This window comes from Cyanobium sp. CH-040, assembly GCF_024346135.1.
Lineage (GTDB): Bacteria > Cyanobacteriota > Cyanobacteriia > PCC-6307 > Cyanobiaceae > NIES-981.
Genome location: NZ_JAGQCJ010000009.1, coordinates 1 through 17,036 on the forward strand (window position 1 = coordinate 1; position 17,036 = coordinate 17,036).

Annotated in this window: 13 protein-coding genes; 10 read left to right on the forward strand and 3 right to left on the reverse strand. The window is 71.7% G+C overall.

Features of this window, described 5'->3' with window-relative positions:
* The coding region (locus KBY90_RS09330) for an ROK family protein (RefSeq protein WP_254968318.1) at positions 1 to 732 on the reverse strand (732 nt) is incomplete at its 3' end.
* 1 nt (position 733) lies between these two features.
* Positions 734 to 5,053: a translocation/assembly module TamB domain-containing protein gene (locus KBY90_RS09335; RefSeq protein ID WP_254968319.1), complete on the reverse strand. Its 4,320-nt coding sequence runs from the start codon at positions 5,051 to 5,053 to the stop codon at positions 734 to 736.
* 166 nt (positions 5,054 to 5,219) lie between these two features.
* Here KBY90_RS09335 and KBY90_RS09340 point away from each other — a divergent pair, with 166 nt between their 5' ends.
* The 9 genes from KBY90_RS09340 (at position 5,220) to KBY90_RS09380 (ending at position 13,892) form a co-directional block, all read left to right on the forward strand.
* Positions 5,220 to 5,687, forward strand: coding sequence for a DUF2518 family protein (locus tag KBY90_RS09340; protein ID WP_254968320.1), 468 nt, complete (start codon positions 5,220 to 5,222; stop codon positions 5,685 to 5,687).
* Positions 5,684 to 6,076 (forward strand): DUF4332 domain-containing protein, encoded by a 393-nt coding sequence (locus KBY90_RS09345; RefSeq protein WP_254968321.1) that lies wholly within the window; start codon positions 5,684 to 5,686, stop codon positions 6,074 to 6,076. Before KBY90_RS09340 ends, KBY90_RS09345 begins: the two co-directional genes overlap by 4 nt.
* Positions 6,077 to 6,136: 60 nt before the next feature.
* Positions 6,137 to 6,487 (forward strand): hypothetical protein, encoded by a 351-nt coding sequence (locus KBY90_RS09350; RefSeq protein WP_254968322.1) that lies wholly within the window; start codon positions 6,137 to 6,139, stop codon positions 6,485 to 6,487.
* A gap of 11 nt (positions 6,488 to 6,498) precedes the next feature.
* Entirely contained in the window at positions 6,499 to 8,124 is a 1,626-nt protein-coding gene (locus KBY90_RS09355) for a CocE/NonD family hydrolase (protein WP_254968323.1), read from the forward strand.
* Positions 8,124 to 8,885: a DUF3887 domain-containing protein gene (locus tag KBY90_RS09360; RefSeq protein WP_254968324.1), complete on the forward strand. Its 762-nt coding sequence runs from the start codon at positions 8,124 to 8,126 to the stop codon at positions 8,883 to 8,885. Before KBY90_RS09355 ends, KBY90_RS09360 begins: the two co-directional genes overlap by 1 nt.
* Positions 8,886 to 8,958: 73 nt before the next feature.
* Positions 8,959 to 11,274 carry a 1,4-alpha-glucan branching protein GlgB gene (gene glgB, locus KBY90_RS09365; protein WP_254968325.1) on the forward strand — a complete coding sequence of 772 codons (2,316 nt, stop codon included), beginning with the start codon at positions 8,959 to 8,961 and terminating at the stop codon, positions 11,272 to 11,274.
* Between the two features lie 50 nt (positions 11,275 to 11,324).
* On the forward strand, positions 11,325 to 12,383 hold the full coding sequence (hemE, locus tag KBY90_RS09370) for a uroporphyrinogen decarboxylase (protein WP_254968326.1): 1,059 nt from the start codon (positions 11,325 to 11,327) through the stop codon (positions 12,381 to 12,383).
* Entirely contained in the window at positions 12,380 to 13,480 is a 1,101-nt protein-coding gene (locus KBY90_RS09375; protein ID WP_254968327.1) for an NAD(P)-dependent oxidoreductase, read from the forward strand. Before hemE ends, KBY90_RS09375 begins: the two co-directional genes overlap by 4 nt.
* Positions 13,481 to 13,550: 70 nt before the next feature.
* The gene (locus KBY90_RS09380; protein ID WP_254968328.1) at positions 13,551 to 13,892 is read left to right on the forward strand and encodes a c-type cytochrome; all 342 of its coding nucleotides are present in this window, start codon (positions 13,551 to 13,553) and stop codon (positions 13,890 to 13,892) included.
* A 94-nt stretch (positions 13,893 to 13,986) separates the two neighbouring features.
* On the opposite strand, the gene KBY90_RS09385 is transcribed toward KBY90_RS09380, so the two are convergent.
* Positions 13,987 to 14,193 carry a hypothetical protein gene (locus KBY90_RS09385; protein WP_254968329.1) on the reverse strand — a complete coding sequence of 69 codons (207 nt, stop codon included), beginning with the start codon at positions 14,191 to 14,193 and terminating at the stop codon, positions 13,987 to 13,989.
* A 156-nt stretch (positions 14,194 to 14,349) separates the two neighbouring features.
* Between KBY90_RS09385 and clpB the strand changes: the two genes are divergently transcribed.
* On the forward strand, positions 14,350 to 16,986 hold the full coding sequence (gene clpB, locus KBY90_RS09390) for an ATP-dependent chaperone ClpB (protein ID WP_254968330.1): 2,637 nt from the start codon (positions 14,350 to 14,352) through the stop codon (positions 16,984 to 16,986).
* Positions 16,987 to 17,036: the final 50 nt, after the last annotated feature.

Sequence of the window (17,036 nt, forward strand, 5' to 3'; positions counted from 1 at the left end):
TGGGGTGAACAGGTAGAGCAGGGAGCTCAGCCCCACCCCCAGCCGCTCGCCGTAGGCATCCCACGCCGCCAGGGCCTCCGGGTCACCGGCATCGGCACGGCGGCAGAGCTCGTGCGGCTCCAGGGCGCTCAGGCGGGCCAGGCCGGCGATGCTGCAGTAGCTCTCCAGGGAACCGCGGTTGCCGCTGTTGCAGGGGGGGCCATCGGGCTGGAGGCCGATCAGGCCCGGCTCGGCGGCGGCGCCGCGGTGGCCGGTGAACAGCCGCCCGCCCAGGAGCACGGCCCCGCCCACGCCGGTGCCGAGGGTGAGCAGCACCACATCGCCGGCGCCGCGGGCCGCCCCGTGCCAGAGCTCACCGATGGCCGCGCAGTTGGCGTCGTTGGCGCAGGTGACGCGGCGCTCCAGCAGCGCCTCCAGCCAGTCGGCCAGGGGCACGTCCCGCCACCCCGGCAGGTTGATGGCGATGCGGGCCACGCGGCAGGCACGGTCGCTGGGCCCCGGGTGGCCCACCCCCACCAGCGGCGCCCGGCGGTGCGGATCGAGCCGCTCGACCGCCTCGCTGATGGCCACCACCACCGCTCCGGGCATGGCGGGCCGGGGGGTGGCCACATCCAGGGCCTCCAGCAGCGTGCCGTGGCGGTCGAAGCGGCCGAGCTTGATCGCCGTGCCGCCCAGATCCACGCCGATCACCTGATCCGCCACGCCGGCCACCGTCGCCGCCGCCAACGCCATCTCAGAACCGGAAGAACACCTGCAGCTGGGTCTGCCAGGCGCCTTCGGTGTCCACCGACCCCTGCAGGTTCACCAGGTCGGAGGCGCGCCAGGTGAGGGTGAGCTGGGGGGGGATGTCGGTGCGGTTGGGCGCCGTCAGCACCGAGAAGTTGAACTGCTCGCTCACGTCCACGCCCACCTCGGTCGCCAGCACCAGCTGCGGCGGCACTCTGCCCGAGCGCTGTTCCGACCTCCGGCTCACGGCCGGGTTCACGTAGGTGGGGTAGAGGGCGAAGCTGAGCCGTTGGCCGAACGCCTCCCCCAGGGTGCCGAGCACCGGCGAGAGCAGGGTCTGACCGAGCACGGTGGCCAGGGCGGCCCCGGCGCCGGGCCCGGTGAGGCCGGCCAGGGAGTTGCCGCCGATCAGCGCCAGCAGACGGTCCTCCGGCAACGCCGGGGTGCTGCGCAGGGAGATGCCGTCGGCCAGGCGGTCCGCAGGCCCGCTCACCGACAGGAACACCTGCACCAGATTGAGCTGGTTGAGGGAGCTGAAGCCGTTCTCCAGCTGCGCCAGGGAGGGGGCATAGCTGGAGGTGGCCTGGCTGCCGCTCACCACCCCGCCGGCCGTGATGGTGTCCGACACCCGGCTGCGCAGGGTGATGTCCAGATAGGGCACAAGCCCCAGCGAGGGGGTGAACACCGCCACGTTGGGAGTGTTGCGGTCGAGCACGAAATTGGTGGTGAACAGGCTCAGCCGCCCCCCCTCCAGGCGCACCACGCCGCGGGCCTGGAGGTCGGGACTGAGGGGCCCGTCGAAGCGCAGGCTGCCGACCGTCCTGAAGTCGGCCAGCCGGGGCACCACCACGCGGAAATCGGAGCCCAGGCCGATGCGCAGGGCGTCGAGGCGGATGAAGCGCACGTTCGGGATCAGGGCGCGCAGCTCCTCGCCCGTCTGGCTCTCCAGTTCGGGCCCCAGGAGCACCAGGGGCCGCTGGAAATCCCAGCGCTGCTCGGCCACCTCCTGCACCGTGGCCGCCGTCTCGGTGGCGTTCTCCTCCTCGGCCAGCCGGCCGGGCTGCACATTCAGCGAGCCCTTGGCCATTTCCAGGCTGCCGCCCACCTCCAGGGCGGTGAGGCTGCCGCCCACCTCGAGCTGCCCGTCGATGCTGGCCTGCAGACGGGGCACCCGGAAGGGCAGCTTGTCCACGGAGATGGTCAACCGGGCCGGCTCCCCCTCCGCGCTGGTCTGGGCACGGAAGAGGCCAAGACTGCCGCTGCCGCTGAGCTTGCCGCTGCTGCCGACCCTGGCGCTGAATTCCTGCAGGAACAGCTTCTCGAAGTCGAACAGCACGGTGGCCTGGAGGTCCTCCACCTCCTGCTCCACCAGCCGCAGCTGACCGTCCTGAAGGCGCAGGAAGCCGTTGGCGATCGGCTCCTCGAGGCTGCCGCGCACCAGCAGCTGCAGGTTGGCGCTGCCCTCTTCCCACACCAGCGCCGGCTGGGCCAGGCGGCTGAGGAAGATCAGGCCGTCATCGCGGCTGGTGACGCGCAGTTCGATCCCCTCCTGCGCCGGATCGAGGGGAACGGTGCCGGCCAGTTCGATGCCACTGGCGGCCCCGTCCGCCCGCAGGGCCAGGTCCACCTGCATGGTGTTCTCCACCAGTTCCAGCCGACCCCGCTCGAGCAGCAGTCCGGTCTCCCCCAGACCGGCATCGGTGAGGGCCAGCTCCAGCGCCAGCTCCGGCTGGGCGGCGAGCCGGTAGCGGCCCCGGGAGGCCAGCGTGCCGCGCAGGTCGGCCGGCAGAGGGGTGAACAGCGCCAGCAGGGAGAGGGGCACACCGCTGAGGCCGAAGCTGCCTGACCCCAGCCGCACCGGTCCCTGCAGCGTGGCCCGCAGGGGCTCGCCGGTGAGGGCTTCATCCCGGTCCTGCCCGGGAAACCACAGATGCCCCTCCAGGGAGGCGTCGATGTGGGTGTCCGCCAGGCGCGGGCCGCGCAGCTCGGCCTCGAGATCGAAGCGGGCCGCCACCCGCTCCAGCCGTTCAGCCGGAGTGAGCCGTTCGCGCTGATCCACCAGCGCCTGGCGCAGGCGGGCGCGGGCCTGGTTGAGGGCCAGCAGCTGGCCATCGAGGCTGCCGCCGAAGGTGTCGATGAGCAGGGTCCCGAGATCGGCGGCGCTGCCGGGGTCGATGCCGGGCTCACCGCGCCAGCGGGGCCAGGCCTCCAGCAGGCGCCGCACGAGCCCGTCATCCAGCCCGCGGGCGCTGATGCGGGCCACATAGGCCCCCCGCCACACACCGCTCCAGTCCAGGTCGAGATCGCCGCCGCCGTCGGCCGTCACCTGGCCGGTGGCCTGGTAGCGGCGGTTGCGGTAGCTGCCGTCGAGCTCCACCCGCCGGGCCGTCACCCCCAGCACGGCGGGCCGGTCGAGGTCGACGCGGCCCCGGAAGGCCAGCGGCTGCAGCTCCAGCACGCCCGATCCGGAGAGACCACCCTGCAACGGCTGGAACTGGCCCCTGGGTCCGAGCGCCAGGCTGAGGCCGGCCAGGGCGAAGCCATCGGCGCTCCAGGCGTAGGCCCGCGGCGACCCGTCCAGGCGCAGCACGCCGCCGTCGCGCTCCAGCGTCACCGCCACCGGCACCCAGCTCCGGTCCAGGCGGGCCTCCAGGAGCCCGCGGGGGTCCTCGCCGCGGCTGGCCATGCGCAGCCGGCCGCCGCCGGCCGGGTCGCCGGACCAGTCGCCCTCCCAGGCCTCGGCCAGCAGCAGGGGGCCGGCGCCGGGCTGATCGACACGCAGCCGGAACTCCGGCGTCAGACCGCTGAGCGGACCACGGATCGTGCCGCTGGCGTCCGCCAGGCCCTGCAGTTCCGCCCCCAGCAGCGTCGAGAGCCGCGCGAGCGGGTAGCGGGTCAGCTGCAGACGCAGATCCAGGGGGCCGCTGCGCAGCCCCTGCGGCGCCGTCAGGGCGAGGGGCAGCGACCCCTGGGCGGAGAGGTGGGCGCTGGCGAGACGGTCGAGCAGCAGCCGCTGGTCGCGCCAGCGCAGCTGGGCATCCCAGGGACCCAGCAGGGGGTTGCCGGCCTGACGCAGCTGGGTGAGCAGCTCCGGGCGGCGCCAGGATCCGCCGAGCCGGAAGCTGCCGGTCAGGGCCGAACCGGCCAGCTCGGGCGAGATCGGCCGGTTCACGGGGATGTCAGCCGGCTGCAGCCGCCAGGTGCCGCTGAGGGCAGGGTCTGGACTGACCCGGCCGCTGGCGCGCAGCCAGGAGTCGCGGGAGCTGAGCTCAAGGGTCTCCAGGGCCACCGCGTCCGGCCGCCAGCGGGCCCGCAGACCCAGCTCACCGCGCTGCCGGTCCCAGCGCCAGCCGCTGCGGGCCAGGGTGACGGCGGTGCCGTCGCAGGCCAGCCGCGGACGCTCCAGGATCAACGGCTGCTCACCGGCACGGGGCCGCCAGCCAAGCTGGCGCAGCCGCAGCTCGCCCTGGCAGTCCGGCTCACCCTGGCGCCAGCTGAGCCGCAGCTCGCCGTCGAGGCGGCCGTCGAGCTCGCCGCCGAGCCCCAGCAGCTGCGCCGGCCAGCCCACATCGAGGCTGCGGCTCAGCAGCCGACCCTGCCAGCGGCCGCTGCGCCAGTTGCCGCCTCCGCGCAGCTGCAGCTCGCCGGCCCCGGCCCTGCCCGCCGCCCCTGGACGAAGCTGCAGCAGGGCGGAGGCCTCGCGGCGGTGGGGCTCCAGCATCACGCTGCCGCGCAGCGCCAGATCGCCGTCCAGCGGGGCGATGCGCAAGCGGGCGGGCTGGCCCAGGCGCAGGCGGACGGCCAGGCGGGGCGGCTCCAGGTCCGGATCGAGGCTGGGCAGACGCCAGTAGCTGCCGTCGGCGTTGGGCCGCAGGTCAGCGTCCACCCCCGTCAGGGTCACCTCCAGCACCGGCAGGCGGCGGCGCAGGCTGGCCAGGGGATCGAGACGCAGGCCGATCCCCGCCATCCGCACCCCGGACGGGTCAGAGGGCAGGGGCGTCAGGCGGCTGGGCCCCAGCTGCAGTCCCGACCAGCCCAGCCCGCGGTAGGGCCCGAGTTCGAGCGGATGGCCCAGCACGCTGCCGAGCTGGGCCTCCAGGCGGGGCCGCTGCCGCTCGTAGAGCCCGGCGACCAGGCGGTCGAGGGAGACGAGCGAAGCGGCGGCGCCGGCACCGGCCAGGGACGCGGCGATCAGCGCCGTGCGCACGGCCCGGCCGGAGAAGCGGCCCGCCGGTGGCCTGCCGGGGGGATGGGCCTGGGGAGCGGGGTCCCCGGCGGGGGGCTCAGGGGTTGCCGGTGGCGGGCCCAGGGGTGGCAACTCCGCCATGAACCTGGAGAACCCAGACGCGCCAGGGCCGCAATATAAGGGCCTGGTCCAGGTGCTCAGGCATCCCTGCGCACCCGCACATCAGCGCCCCAGCATCAGCACCCGACCACGACCAAGACCACGACCACGACCACGACCACGACCACCCGAGCATGCGCAGCCAACGATGAGCACCGATCCGATCCTGTTCGTGGCCGGTGAATGGCTGGGGGCCGCCAGCGGCCTGCTGGCGCTGCTCACCCTCGCTGCCTTCCTGCTGGGCTGGGGCACCCGCTTCCGCCTGGTGGGCGTCACCAGCTTCACGGCCCTGCTGGCCATCTCCTGCCTGGCCTTCGCGGTGAGCTATCGGCCTCGGGTCACGGTGGAGGGTGCGCTGAGCGTGCCGGTGGTGTTCGACAACGGCACCGATCTGGTGGTGGCGGCGGCACCGGGGACACTCGACCCAGCCACCGCGGCCGCCAGCGTCAACCAGCTGGCCCTGAATCTCAGCGGCAGCGGCCGCACCACCCCGGACGGTCTGGTGCGGGTGCGGCTGCGCCATGTGGAACGGGTGGGTCCGGGCCTCAGCCGGCCGGTGGTGCTGGCCGAAGCCATCCGCGACTTCGCCACCGACACCGTGACGCTCACGCCGTGAGCCTTCCGGCCTGGCGGCTGCCAGGACACGCCCGCGCCGAGGCGGAGGTGCTGCGCGCCCAGGGCGTGGCCAGCTGGCCGGCCCTGGCCGCTCTGCCGGACGGGCTGGTGCGGCAGCTGGCCGGCTCGACCGGGGCCAGCGAAGCCACCCTGCGACGGCTGCGCGGCCAGGCACGACTGGTGGTGCAGGTGGGTCTGGAACCCGAGCAGGCGGCGTTGCTGCTGCATGCCGGCATCGCCGATGCCCGGGGCCTGGCCCGTGCCGACCCGCAACAGCTCTGGGTGCAGACCGGCCGGCTGCAGCGCCGGCTCACCGGCGAGGCCGTGGCGCCGCCGGATCTGCCCACCCTGCAGCGCTGGATCGCCCGGGCTCGCCGGGCGGCAAACTGACCCCACGACGGCCAGGGGATGGGCGAGCCCATCTGGAATGGAAGCAGACGCGAACAGGTCGTGGCGGCTCACCAGCGATTCCTGACGCCGATCCGGCGCGCAGACCGCAGGCCTGGCGCGCTGCTGCTCTGCGCCCTGGCGGCAGCGGTGGCGCTGCTGCCGGCGGCTGGAACCCTGATGGCGATACCGGCTCCGGCGCTGGCCCAGTCCAACCTGCTGCAGTCGGTGCGACGGGATCCGGCCCGCGCCAAGGCGCTCTGCAACCAGCTGCGTGAGATGAACCGCCAGGGCATGTCCGCCACCAGCAAGGAGGCCACCCGCAGGATCGCCGCCCAGGAAGGGCTCAGTCCGGTGGACGCCGAGGTGCTGATCACCTACGTGGTGGGGATGCACTGCCCGGAGGTGCGCTGACGGCCGCGCCGGTGTCCTGGCGGGATGCCTGGCTCTGCTGCCGCGACGGCGTGCGGCTGATCAGCCGGATCTGGCAACCGCCGGGCGAGGGGCCCTGGCCGGTGCTGCTGATGCGCCAGCCCTACGGCCGGGCGATCGCCTCCACCCCCACCTACGCCCACCCGGGCTGGTATGCCGCCCAGGGATTCCTGGTGGTGGTGCAGGACGTGCGCGGCCAGGGCGATTCGCAGGGCAGCTTCGCCGGCTTTGCCCAGGAGGCCCGCGACAGCACCGACAGCGTGCGCTGGGCCCGGCGGCTGGAGGGCTGCAACGGCCGGGTGGGCCTGTACGGCTTCTCCTACCAGGGCCTCACCCAGCTGCTCAGCGACGCCGGCGACGCGGAGGGGCTGCCCGACTGCCTGGCGCCGGCGATGGCGGGGCTGGATGAGCGCCGGCACTGGGCCGGCAGCGGCGGTGCCCACTGGTGGGCCCTGGGGCTGGGATGGGGTCTGCAGCTGGCGGCGCTGCAGTGCCGCCGCCGCGGCGACCGGGAGGGCTGGCGGCGCATCCGCTGCAGCCTCGATTCGGGCGCCTTTCTGGAGGAGGGGCCGGCGCTGCTGGAGGAGCTGGATCCCGAAGGCATGGGCCTGCGCTGGCTGCGGCAGGATCCCGCGCTGGCGGAGGGCTGGCGGGTGCATGAGCCGCCGGCGCCGCTGTGGCGGCGGCCGATGCTGCTGATCGGCGGCTGGCACGACCCCCATCTCGAGGGCGTGCTGGACCTCTGGCGGCGGGCGCGGGCCGCCGGGGGCAGGCCCCTGCTGCGCATCGGCGCCTGGACCCACCTCAACTGGGGCGACGGGGTGGACGGGCTGCTGGCGCGCTTCTTCCGCCGGCATCTGCAGGATCCACCCGGGGAGGCGTTCGCCGAACCGGAGGTGGCGGTGCAGAGCGGGCGGCAGGGCTCCTGGTGGAGCCTCCCTGCGCCGGCCGCCGATGCCATTGCGGAGCCGACTGGCGACGCCCCGGCAGGGCGACGCTGGTGGCTGCGGGGAGTGGAACTGCTGCCGGCCGGTGGCCCCACGCCGAGCGGGGCGGAGCGGCGCTGGATCGTGCACGATCCCTGGCGGCCGGTGCCGGGGCGGGGCGGGCACCTGGGGCTCGACGCCGGACCCTGCCAGCGAGGAGATCTGGACCAGCGGCGCGACGTGGCCTGTTTCACCAGCGCTCAGCTGGAACGGACGCTGCGCCTGCTGGCCCGTCCCCGCCTGCGGCTGCGGGTGAGCAGCGACCAGCCGGGATTCGACCTCTGCGCCGCCCTGAGCCGGATCACCCCGGACGGCGGCGTGGAGCAGCTCAGCACAGGCGTCAGCCGTCAGCTGGGCGCCGGCTGCCGGGAGCCGGCCTGGCGCGAGGTGCAGCTGCAGCCCCTGCTGCTGGAGCTGCAGCCCGGGGAGCGGCTGCGGCTGTCACTGGCGGCGGCGGCCTGGCCCCAGGTGGCCGTGAATCCGGGCACAGGCGAGCGGCCCTGGGGGGGCAGCGGCCCGGAGCATCGCGTGATCACCCTGGAGCTGGACAGCCAGGACGCGGTGCTGAGCCTGGAGACGGTCGAGGGACTGGATCCTGGGGCAAACTGTGGCCTGCCGTGCCCGCCGCCGTGATGCCACGCTCCGCTCCGCTGCTGCTGGGTCTGTGCGCGGCCCTGACCCTGGGCGGCGCTCCCCAGGGCCTGCGGGCCCAGGGCACGCAGGCCGCCGCAGCCCCCCGGTCCACTCTCACGGTGGCCGAGGCCCGGGCGGCGGCCAACCGCTTCCTGGAGGCAGCGAAGACCCGCGATGCCGACCTCCGCTATGCCCAGTTCTCCCCCGAACTGAAGGCGATCAGCAGCCCGGCGATCGTGGCTGAGCGCATCCGCAACGAACCCGTGCTGCGCGGCTGGACCCTGCTGAGCGTGCGCGGCGGCCTCAGCACCACCACGGTGGAAGCGACGCTGGACACCGCCGAGGGAACCCGCGACCTGTTCATGGTGCTCAACGGCCGGGGGGAACTGGAGGGATACCACTTCGACCTCACCGACGCCGACACCGCCAAGGTGGCCAGGGATTTCGTGGTGGCGCTGAGCGCCGGACAGTTCGTGACCGCGCGCAGCTTCCTCAGCCTGCCCAAGCAGGAGGAGTTCAGCGCCGCCGCGCTGCGCACCAAGTGGCAGGAGCTGCAGCGCCAGACCGGTGCCTTCGTGAAGGTGGGCCGGGTGCTGGAGGTGGACCGGGCCGAGGACACCCGCCTGGTGCTGGTGAGCACCGAGTTCAGGGAGGTCACCGATGCGCTGTTCGTGATCCTCAACACCAACAACGAGATCGTGGCGGTGAACTTCCCGCAGGATCCGGTGCGGCCGCGCAAGTTCTCCCCCAGCTCGCGCTGAATCCACGGCGCCGCACGGGAGGCGGCTGCCACCGGGAACCGCCCTAAGCTCGCGGCGCCCGTGCTGCCTTGCCATGCCCGTCCCCACTCTCGACTGGATGGTGGAGGACGCAACGCGGCTGGCGGAATGCCGCCACGACCATCCCTTCGCGGTGCTCGGCCCCCAGCCCCTCGAGGACGGCCGCTGGGTGTTGCGGGTGTGGATGCCGGAAGCGGAACGCGTGGAGCTGCTGCTCGGCGCTGAGAGCATCGCCACCGCCACGCCCCACCACCCCTGGATCTTCGAGGCGGAACTGGACCACAACCCCGGCAGCGGCTACCGGGTGCGGGTGCTGCGCGGCGGCATCACCCATGAGGCCCACGACCCCTGGGCCTTCCGCCAGGAGTGGATGGGCGAGCTCGACCGCCACCTGTTCGCCGAGGGCAACCATCACCACGTGTGGCGGCGCCTCGGCGCCCACCTCACCGAGCTGGACGGGGTGGCCGGGGTGATGTTCTGCCTCTGGGCCCCCAACGCCCGCAGCGTGGCGCTGCTGGGTCCGTTCAACAGCTGGGACGGCCGCCACCATCCGATGCAGAGCCGCCTCGGCGGCCTCTGGGAACTGTTCATCCCCGGCCTGGAGGCCGGCGCCATCTACAAGTACGAGATCCGCACCCAGGCCGGTCACTGCTACCAGAAGGCCGATCCCTACGGCTTCCGCCACGAGGTGCGGCCGGCCAACGCCTCGATCGTGGAGCCCCTGGGCGGCTACGGCTGGAGCGACCAGGCCTGGATGGCCGAACGCGACAGCCGCAATCCCCTCGACCAGCCGGTGGCGGTGTACGAGATGCACCTGGGCAGCTGGATGCATGCCAGCGCCGATGCGCCCTACATCGAGCCCGACGGCACGGCCCGCCCGCCGGTGCCGGCGGCCGACCTCAAGCCCGGCGCCCGCCTGCTCACCTATCCGGAGCTGGCGGAGCGGCTGATTCCCTACGTGAAGGCCCGCGGCTTCACCCACATCGAGCTGATGCCGGTCTCCGAGCATCCCTTCGACGGCTCCTGGGGGTACCAGGTGACGGGCTGGTATGCCCCCACCAGCCGCTTCGGCACGCCCACGGAATTCCGCGCCTTCGTGGACCGCTGCCACGCCGAGGGCATCGGCGTGATCCTCGACTGGGTGCCCGGCCACTTCCCCAAGGACGCCCACGGCCTGGCCTTCTTCGATGGCGCCCATCTCTACGAGCACGCCGACCCCCGCATCGGCGAGCACAAGGAGTGGGGCACGCTGATCTTCAACTACAGCCGCAACGAGGTGCGCAACTTCCTCGTGGCCAACCTCATCTACTGGTTCGAGGAATTCCACATCGACGGCATCCGCGTCGACGCGGTGGCCTCGATGCTCTACCGCGACTATCTGCGGCCCGACGGCGAGTGGCTGCCCAACGAGCACGGCGGCCGGGAGAACACCGAAGCCGTGCGCTTCCTGCAGCAGGCCAACCACGTGCTGTTCCAGCACTTCCCCGGCGCCCTGTCGATCGCCGAGGAATCCACCACCTGGCCGATGGTCACCCAGCCCACCCACATCGGCGGCCTCGGTTTCAACCTCAAGTGGAACATGGGCTGGATGCACGACATGCTCGATTACTTCGAGCTGGATCCCTGGTTCCGCCAGTTCCACCAGAACAACGTCACGTTCTCGATCTGGTACGCCTACACCGAGAACTTCATGCTCGCCCTCAGCCACGATGAAGTGGTGCACGGCAAGAGCAACCTCCTTCACAAGATGCCGGGCGACGACTGGCAGAAGTTCGCCAACGTGCGGGCCCTGCTGGCCTACATGTGGACCCACCCCGGCAAGAAGACGATCTTCATGGGGATGGAGTTCGGCCAGCGGGCCGAGTGGAACGTATGGGGCGATCTGCAGTGGGATCTGCTTCAGCACGAACCCCACCAGGGACTGCAGCACCTGGTGGACGACCTCAACGCCTTCTACAGAAGCGAGCGGGCGCTCTGGGGTGACGACTTCAGCGAGTTCGGCTTCCAGTGGATCGACTGCAACGACAACCGCCACTCGGTGATCAGCTTCATGCGCCGGGAGAGCACCACGGGGCGCTGGCTGGTGGTGGTGGCCAACTTCACCCCCCAGAGCCACTCCCATTACCGGGTGGGGGTGCCGCTGGAGGGCTTCTACGAGGAGGCCTTCAACACCGATGCGGCCCGCTACGGCGGCAGCAACCTCGGCAACCTGGGCGGCAAGTACACCGACGAGTGGTCGATCCACGGCTACGAACACTCCCTCGATCTCTGCCTGCCGCCGCTCTCGGTGCTGGTGTTCCGCCGCGACGAGAAGCGCAGCCAGGCCCCGCTCTGTGACGAAGGCGCCGCCGCCGCCGCACCGGCGGCCTGATCCCGCGGGGTGGTCGGGTAGGTTCGCCCCTGGCCCGGTTGTCTGCCCTGATGTCCACCTCCGCTCCCCTGCTGCTGCGCGCCGCCCGAGGTGAGCAGGTGGAGCGGCCGCCGGTGTGGATGATGCGCCAGGCGGGCCGTTACATGAAGGTGTACCGCGACCTGCGCGACCGCCATCCCGGCTTCCGGGAGCGCTCGGAGAACCCCGATCTCTCCTACGAGATCTCGATGCAGCCCTTCCACGCCTTCCGGCCCGACGGCGTGATCCTGTTCTCCGACATCCTCACGCCGCTGCCGGGCATGGGGATCGACTTCGACATCATCGAGAGCAAAGGGCCGATCATCGAGCCCGCCATTCGCACCCAGGCCCAGGTGGATGCCCTGCGGCCCCTGGATCCGGCCGCGGCGCTGCCGTTCGTGGGCGAGGTGCTGGGCCGGCTGCGCGCCGACGTGGGCAACGCGGCCGCCGTGCTCGGCTTCGTGGGCGCCCCCTGGACCCTGGCGGCCTACGCCGTGGAGGGCAAAAGCTCCAAGACCTACTCGGTGATCAAGGCCATGGCCTTCCGGGAGCCGGCGCTGCTGCACCAGCTGCTGGGCCACCTGGCCGACTCGATCGCGGCCTACGTGCGCTACCAGATCGATTCGGGTGCCCAGGTGGTGCAGCTGTTCGACTCCTGGGCCGGCCAGCTCAGCCCGATCGACTACGACGTGTTCGCAGCGCCCTACCAGAAGCGGGTGATCGACCAGGTGAAGGCCACCCACCCCGACACCCCTCTGATCCTCTACATCTCCGGCAGCGCCGGGGTGCTGGAGCGCATGGGCCGCACCGGCGTCGACATCGTGTCGCTGGACTGGACCGTGGACATGGCCGACGGCTGCGCCCGCCTGCCCGAGCACGTGGGCGTGCAGGGCAACGTGGACCCCGGCCTGCTGTTCGGCACCCCCGAGGCGATCCGTGAGCGCATCCTCGACACGGTGCGCAAGGCCCGCGGCCGCCGCCACATCCTCAACCTCGGCCACGGCATCCTGCCCGGCACGCCCGAGGACAACGCCCGGGTGTTCTTCGAGACCGGCAAGGCGGTGAACGAGCTGCTGGGGGCCACCGTTTGACGGCTGCCGGCGGACCCGGCGACGGCATCCCCGGCCCAGCCCGGCCCCAGCGGATTCTGATCACCGGCGCCTCGGGCTGCGTCGGCCAGCACATCGCCCATCTGCTCCTGCGCGAGAGCGACGCCGAGCTGCTGCTGCTGCTGCGCGATCCCGCCAGGCTCACGGCCGTGCCGGCCGACCATCCGCGCATCACCCTGCTGGTGGGCGACCTGCGCGATCTCACACCCCATGCCGGCGCCATCGCCACGGCCACCCGAGTGGTGCACACCGCCACCGCCTGGGGGGACCCGGCACGGGCGATGGCCGTGAACGTGGTGGCGGTGAAGCAGCTGCTGGCCTGCTGCAGCCCCGAGAGACTGGAGCAGGTGCTGTATTTCTCCACCGCCTCGATCCTGGACCGCGACCTGCAGCTGCTCCCCGAAGCCCTCAGCGAAGGCACCGAATACATCCAGACCAAGGCCCTCTGCCTGCAGCAGCTGGAGCACCATCCCCTGGCTGAGCGGATCGTGGCCCTCTTCCCCACCCTGGTGTTCGGCGGCCGGGTGGATGGCAGGGGAGTGGATGGAGATGGCCAGTTCCCCACCAGCTACCTCACCGCCGGCCTGAAGGAGGCCTGCCGCTGGCTGTGGCTGGCGACATGGCTGCGGGTGGACGCCAGCTTCCATTTCATCCACGCCGGCGACATCGCCCGGGTGTGCGCACACCTGCTGAGCGAGCCCCACGGGAGCGCAGCCGGACGCCCCAATCCCGAGCCCGGCCAGGGGCGGGTGCGGCGGCTTGTGCTGGGCCAGCCGGCGGTCACCGTGAACGACACGGTGCGGCGGCTGACGCGCTGGCGCGGCGGCTGGATGCCGCCCGTGGGCCTGGCGGTCACCCCTGCGCTGGTGGAGGTGCTGATCAAGCTGCTGCGCCTGGAGGTCACCGCCTGGGACCGCTTCTCGATCCGCCAGCGCCACTTCGTGCACGAGCCGATCAGCCCCCCGGAGCGCTTCGGCCTGGTGAGCCAGGCGCCCACCCTGGAGGCGGTGTTCGAGCAGGCCGGGCTGCCGCGCCGGCGGCCGCTGGCGAAACGGCTGTGGCAATTGTTTCGAAGCTGAGCATCACGGGGCACCGGGGCCCAGGGGGCGCCTACGTTTGCGGGGCTATTGCGTTGCGAAGCGCCTTTCCATGCGCCGTCTCCTTTCCCTCATCGCTCTGTGCCTGGCGTTGGTGCTGGGCGCCGCCCCCAGCTATGCGGCCGACGTGGCCCATGGCGCCCAGATCTTCTCGGCCAACTGCGCCGCCTGCCACATGGGTGGCGGCAACGTGGTGAACGCCGAGCGCACCCTCAAGCAGGATGCCCTGGCGGCCTATCTAGCCGACTACTCCAGCGACCACGAGGCCGCCATCGCCTACCAGGTGACCAACGGCAAAAACGCCATGCCCGCCTTCGGCGGCAAGCTCAGCGCCGGCGACATCGCCGATGTGGCCGCCTACGTGGAGGACATGGCCGGCAAGGGCTGGGCCTGAACTGCTGGCTGGGCCTGATCCACGCCGATCGGCCTTCTCCACCAGCACCCCTGAATCCTTCGACCCCGGCCCCTGGGCCGGGGTTTTTTGCTGCTCAGGCCAGCGCCCGGCGCGCCTCCAGCACCGCCAGGTAGAGCTCCTCAGGCACCTCGCGGATGTCGTACTCGCTGGGCAGCACGCCATGCACGTGGCGGTGCACCGCCAGCCAGCAGTTGCGCTCCGGATCGGCGCCGGTGGCGTCGAACTCGAGCGAGCTCTCCGCCAGCTGCCGCACCAGATCGCCGTCCATCGCTTCGCCCATCGGCCACCACCCTTGCGCGGCCCATCATGGCCAGCGGTCCCGGTCGCTGGGGCGGAGCGCCGTACACGAACGTTCGGCCTGCCGGGGGTGTCAGGGCCGCGAGGGATCCATAGCTTGAGATCAACCCAAACACCGCCGCCGCCGGGAGGTTTCCGCATGCATCCCACCGCCGAACAGTTCACCGAGAAAGCCTGGGGCGCCGTCGTCGCCGCCCAGCAGCTGGCCCAGCAGAAGCGCCAGCAGCAGATGGAGAGCGAGCACCTGTTCGCCGCCCTGCTGGCCCAGCAGGGGCTGGCGGGCCGGATCCTGGAGAAGGCCGGCGTCAACGTGGGCGGCCTCAGCCAGAAGATCGACGCCTTCATCGCCGGCCAGGCCAGCCTCAGCGCGCCCCCCGAGAACGTGTATCTGGGCAAGGGGCTGAACGCGGTGCTCGACCAGGCCAATGAGCTCAAGGGCAGCTTCGGCGACAGCTACATCGCCATCGAGCACCTGCTGCTGGCCCTGGCGATCGATGACCGCTGCGGCAAGCAGCTGCTCAGCCAGGCCGGCACCAACGCCGACAAGCTGCGCCAGGCCGTGGAGGCGGTGCGCGGATCGCAGAAGGTGACGGACCAGAACCCCGAGGGCACCTACGAGTCGCTGGAGAAGTACGGCCGCGACCTCACCCGCGAGGCCCGCGACGGCAAGCTCGATCCAGTGATCGGCCGCGACGAGGAGATCCGCCGCACGATCCAGATCCTCAGCCGCCGCACCAAGAACAACCCGGTGCTGATCGGCGAACCGGGCGTGGGCAAGACGGCGATCGTGGAGGGCCTGGCCCAGCGGATCGTGAACGGCGACGTGCCGGAGGCCCTGCAGAACCGCCAGCTGATCGCGCTGGACATGGGCGCCCTCATCGCCGGGGCCAAGTACCGCGGCGAGTTCGAGGAGCGCCTCAAGGCCGTGCTCAAGGAGGTGACGGCCCCCGAGGGGCAGATCGTGCTGGTCATCGACGAGATCCACACCGTGGTGGGGGCCGGCGCCACCGGCGGCGCCATGGATGCCAGCAACCTGCTCAAGCCGATGCTGGCCCGGGGCGAGCTGCGCTGCATCGGGGCCACCACCCTCGACGAGCACCGCCAGCACATCGAGAAGGATCCGGCCCTGGAGCGGCGCTTCCAGCAGGTGTTCGTGGATCAGCCCACGGTGGAGGACACGGTCTCGATCCTGCGCGGCCTCAAGGAGCGCTACGAGGTGCACCACGGCGTGCGCATCGCCGACAACGCCCTGGTGGCGGCGGCGGTGCTGAGCAGCCGCTACATCGCCGACCGCTTCCTGCCCGACAAGGCGATCGACCTGGTGGATGAATCGGCGGCGCGGCTGAAGATGGAGATCACCTCCAAGCCCGAGGAGATCGATGAGCTCGATCGCCGCATCCTGCAGCTGGAGATGGAGAAGCTGTCGCTGGGCCGGGAATCCGACGCCGCGAGCAAGGACCGGCTGGAGCGGCTGGAGAAGGAACTCGCGGATCTGGGCGAGCAGCAGAGCGCCCTCAACGCCCAGTGGCAGGCGGAGAAGAGCTCGATCGATGAGCTCAGCGGCCTGAAGGAGGAGATCGAGCAGGTGCAGCTGCAGGTGGAGCAGGCCAAGCGCAACTACGACCTCAACAAGGCCGCCGAGCTGGAGTACGGCACGCTGGCGGGGCTGCACAAGAAGCTGGCGGCGAAGGAAGCCGAACTGGCCTCCGGCAATGGCGCCGGCGAGAAGACGCTGCTGCGCGAGGAGGTCACCGAGGACGACATCGCCGAGGTGATCGCCAAGTGGACCGGCATCCCGGTGGCCAAGCTGGTGCAGAGCGAGATGGAGAAACTGCTCCACCTCGAGGAGGAGCTGCACACCCGCGTGGTGGGCCAGGGTCAGGCGGTGACGGCCGTGGCCGATGCCATCCAGCGCTCCCGCGCCGGCCTCAGCGACCCCAACCGGCCGATCGCCAGCTTCCTCTTCCTCGGCCCCACCGGCGTGGGCAAGACGGAGCTGAGCAAGGCCCTGGCCGCCCAGCTGTTCGACAGCGAGGAGGCGATGGTGCGCATCGACATGAGCGAGTACATGGAGAAGCACGCCGTGAGCCGGCTGATCGGCGCGCCTCCGGGCTACGTGGGCTACGAGGAGGGCGGCCAGCTCACCGAAGCGGTGCGGCGCCGGCCCTACGCCGTGATCCTGTTCGACGAGGTGGAGAAGGCCCACCCCGACGTGTTCAACGTGATGCTGCAGATCCTCGATGACGGCCGCGTCACCGACGGGCAGGGCCGCACGGTGGACTTCACCAACACGATCCTGATCCTCACCAGCAACATCGGCAGCGCCTCGATCCTCGATCTGGCCGGTGATCCGGCCCGGCACGGGGAGATGGAGAAGCGGGTGAACGAGGCCCTGCGGGCCCACTTCCGCCCGGAATTCCTGAACCGGCTGGATGAAACGATCATCTTCCACAGCCTCAGGCAGGAGGAACTGCGCGAGATCGTGGAGCTGCAGGTGCAGCGGCTCGCCAGGCGCCTCGAGGAGAAGAAGCTGGCCCTGCAGCTCAACGCCGACGCCCTCGACTGGCTGGCCGGGGTGGGCTACGACCCGGTATATGGCGCCCGGCCGCTCAAGCGCGCCATCCAGCGCGAACTGGAGACGCCGATCGCCAAGGGCATCCTGGCCGGCACCTTCACCCCTGACCACACCATCAGCGTGGATGTGGAGAGCGAAGGCGAGGCGCGCCGCCTGCGCTTCCAGCAGACCGACCCGGCCAAGCTGCCGGTGCTGGTGTGAGCGGCGGGCGGCAACGGTCAGCGGCGATAGGTTGAGGTTGATGGCAGCTG

Bases quoted from the DNA above. Each gene is read 5' to 3' on its own strand.
- KBY90_RS09335 (WP_254968319.1), bottom strand. From the start codon at position 5,053: ATGGCGGAGTTGCCACCCCTGGGCCCGCCACCGGCAACCCCTGAGCCC.
- KBY90_RS09340 (WP_254968320.1), top strand. From the start codon at position 5,220: ATGAGCACCGATCCGATCCTGTTCGTGGCCGGTGAATGGCTGGGGGCC.
- KBY90_RS09360 (WP_254968324.1), top strand. From the start codon at position 8,124: ATGCCACGCTCCGCTCCGCTGCTGCTGGGTCTGTGCGCGGCCCTGACC.
- glgB (WP_254968325.1), top strand. From the start codon at position 8,959: ATGCCCGTCCCCACTCTCGACTGGATGGTGGAGGACGCAACGCGGCTG.
- hemE (WP_254968326.1), top strand. From the start codon at position 11,325: ATGTCCACCTCCGCTCCCCTGCTGCTGCGCGCCGCCCGAGGTGAGCAG.
- KBY90_RS09380 (WP_254968328.1), top strand. From the start codon at position 13,551: ATGCGCCGTCTCCTTTCCCTCATCGCTCTGTGCCTGGCGTTGGTGCTG.
- KBY90_RS09385 (WP_254968329.1), bottom strand. From the start codon at position 14,193: ATGGGCGAAGCGATGGACGGCGATCTGGTGCGGCAGCTGGCGGAGAGC.
- clpB (WP_254968330.1), top strand. From the start codon at position 14,350: ATGCATCCCACCGCCGAACAGTTCACCGAGAAAGCCTGGGGCGCCGTC.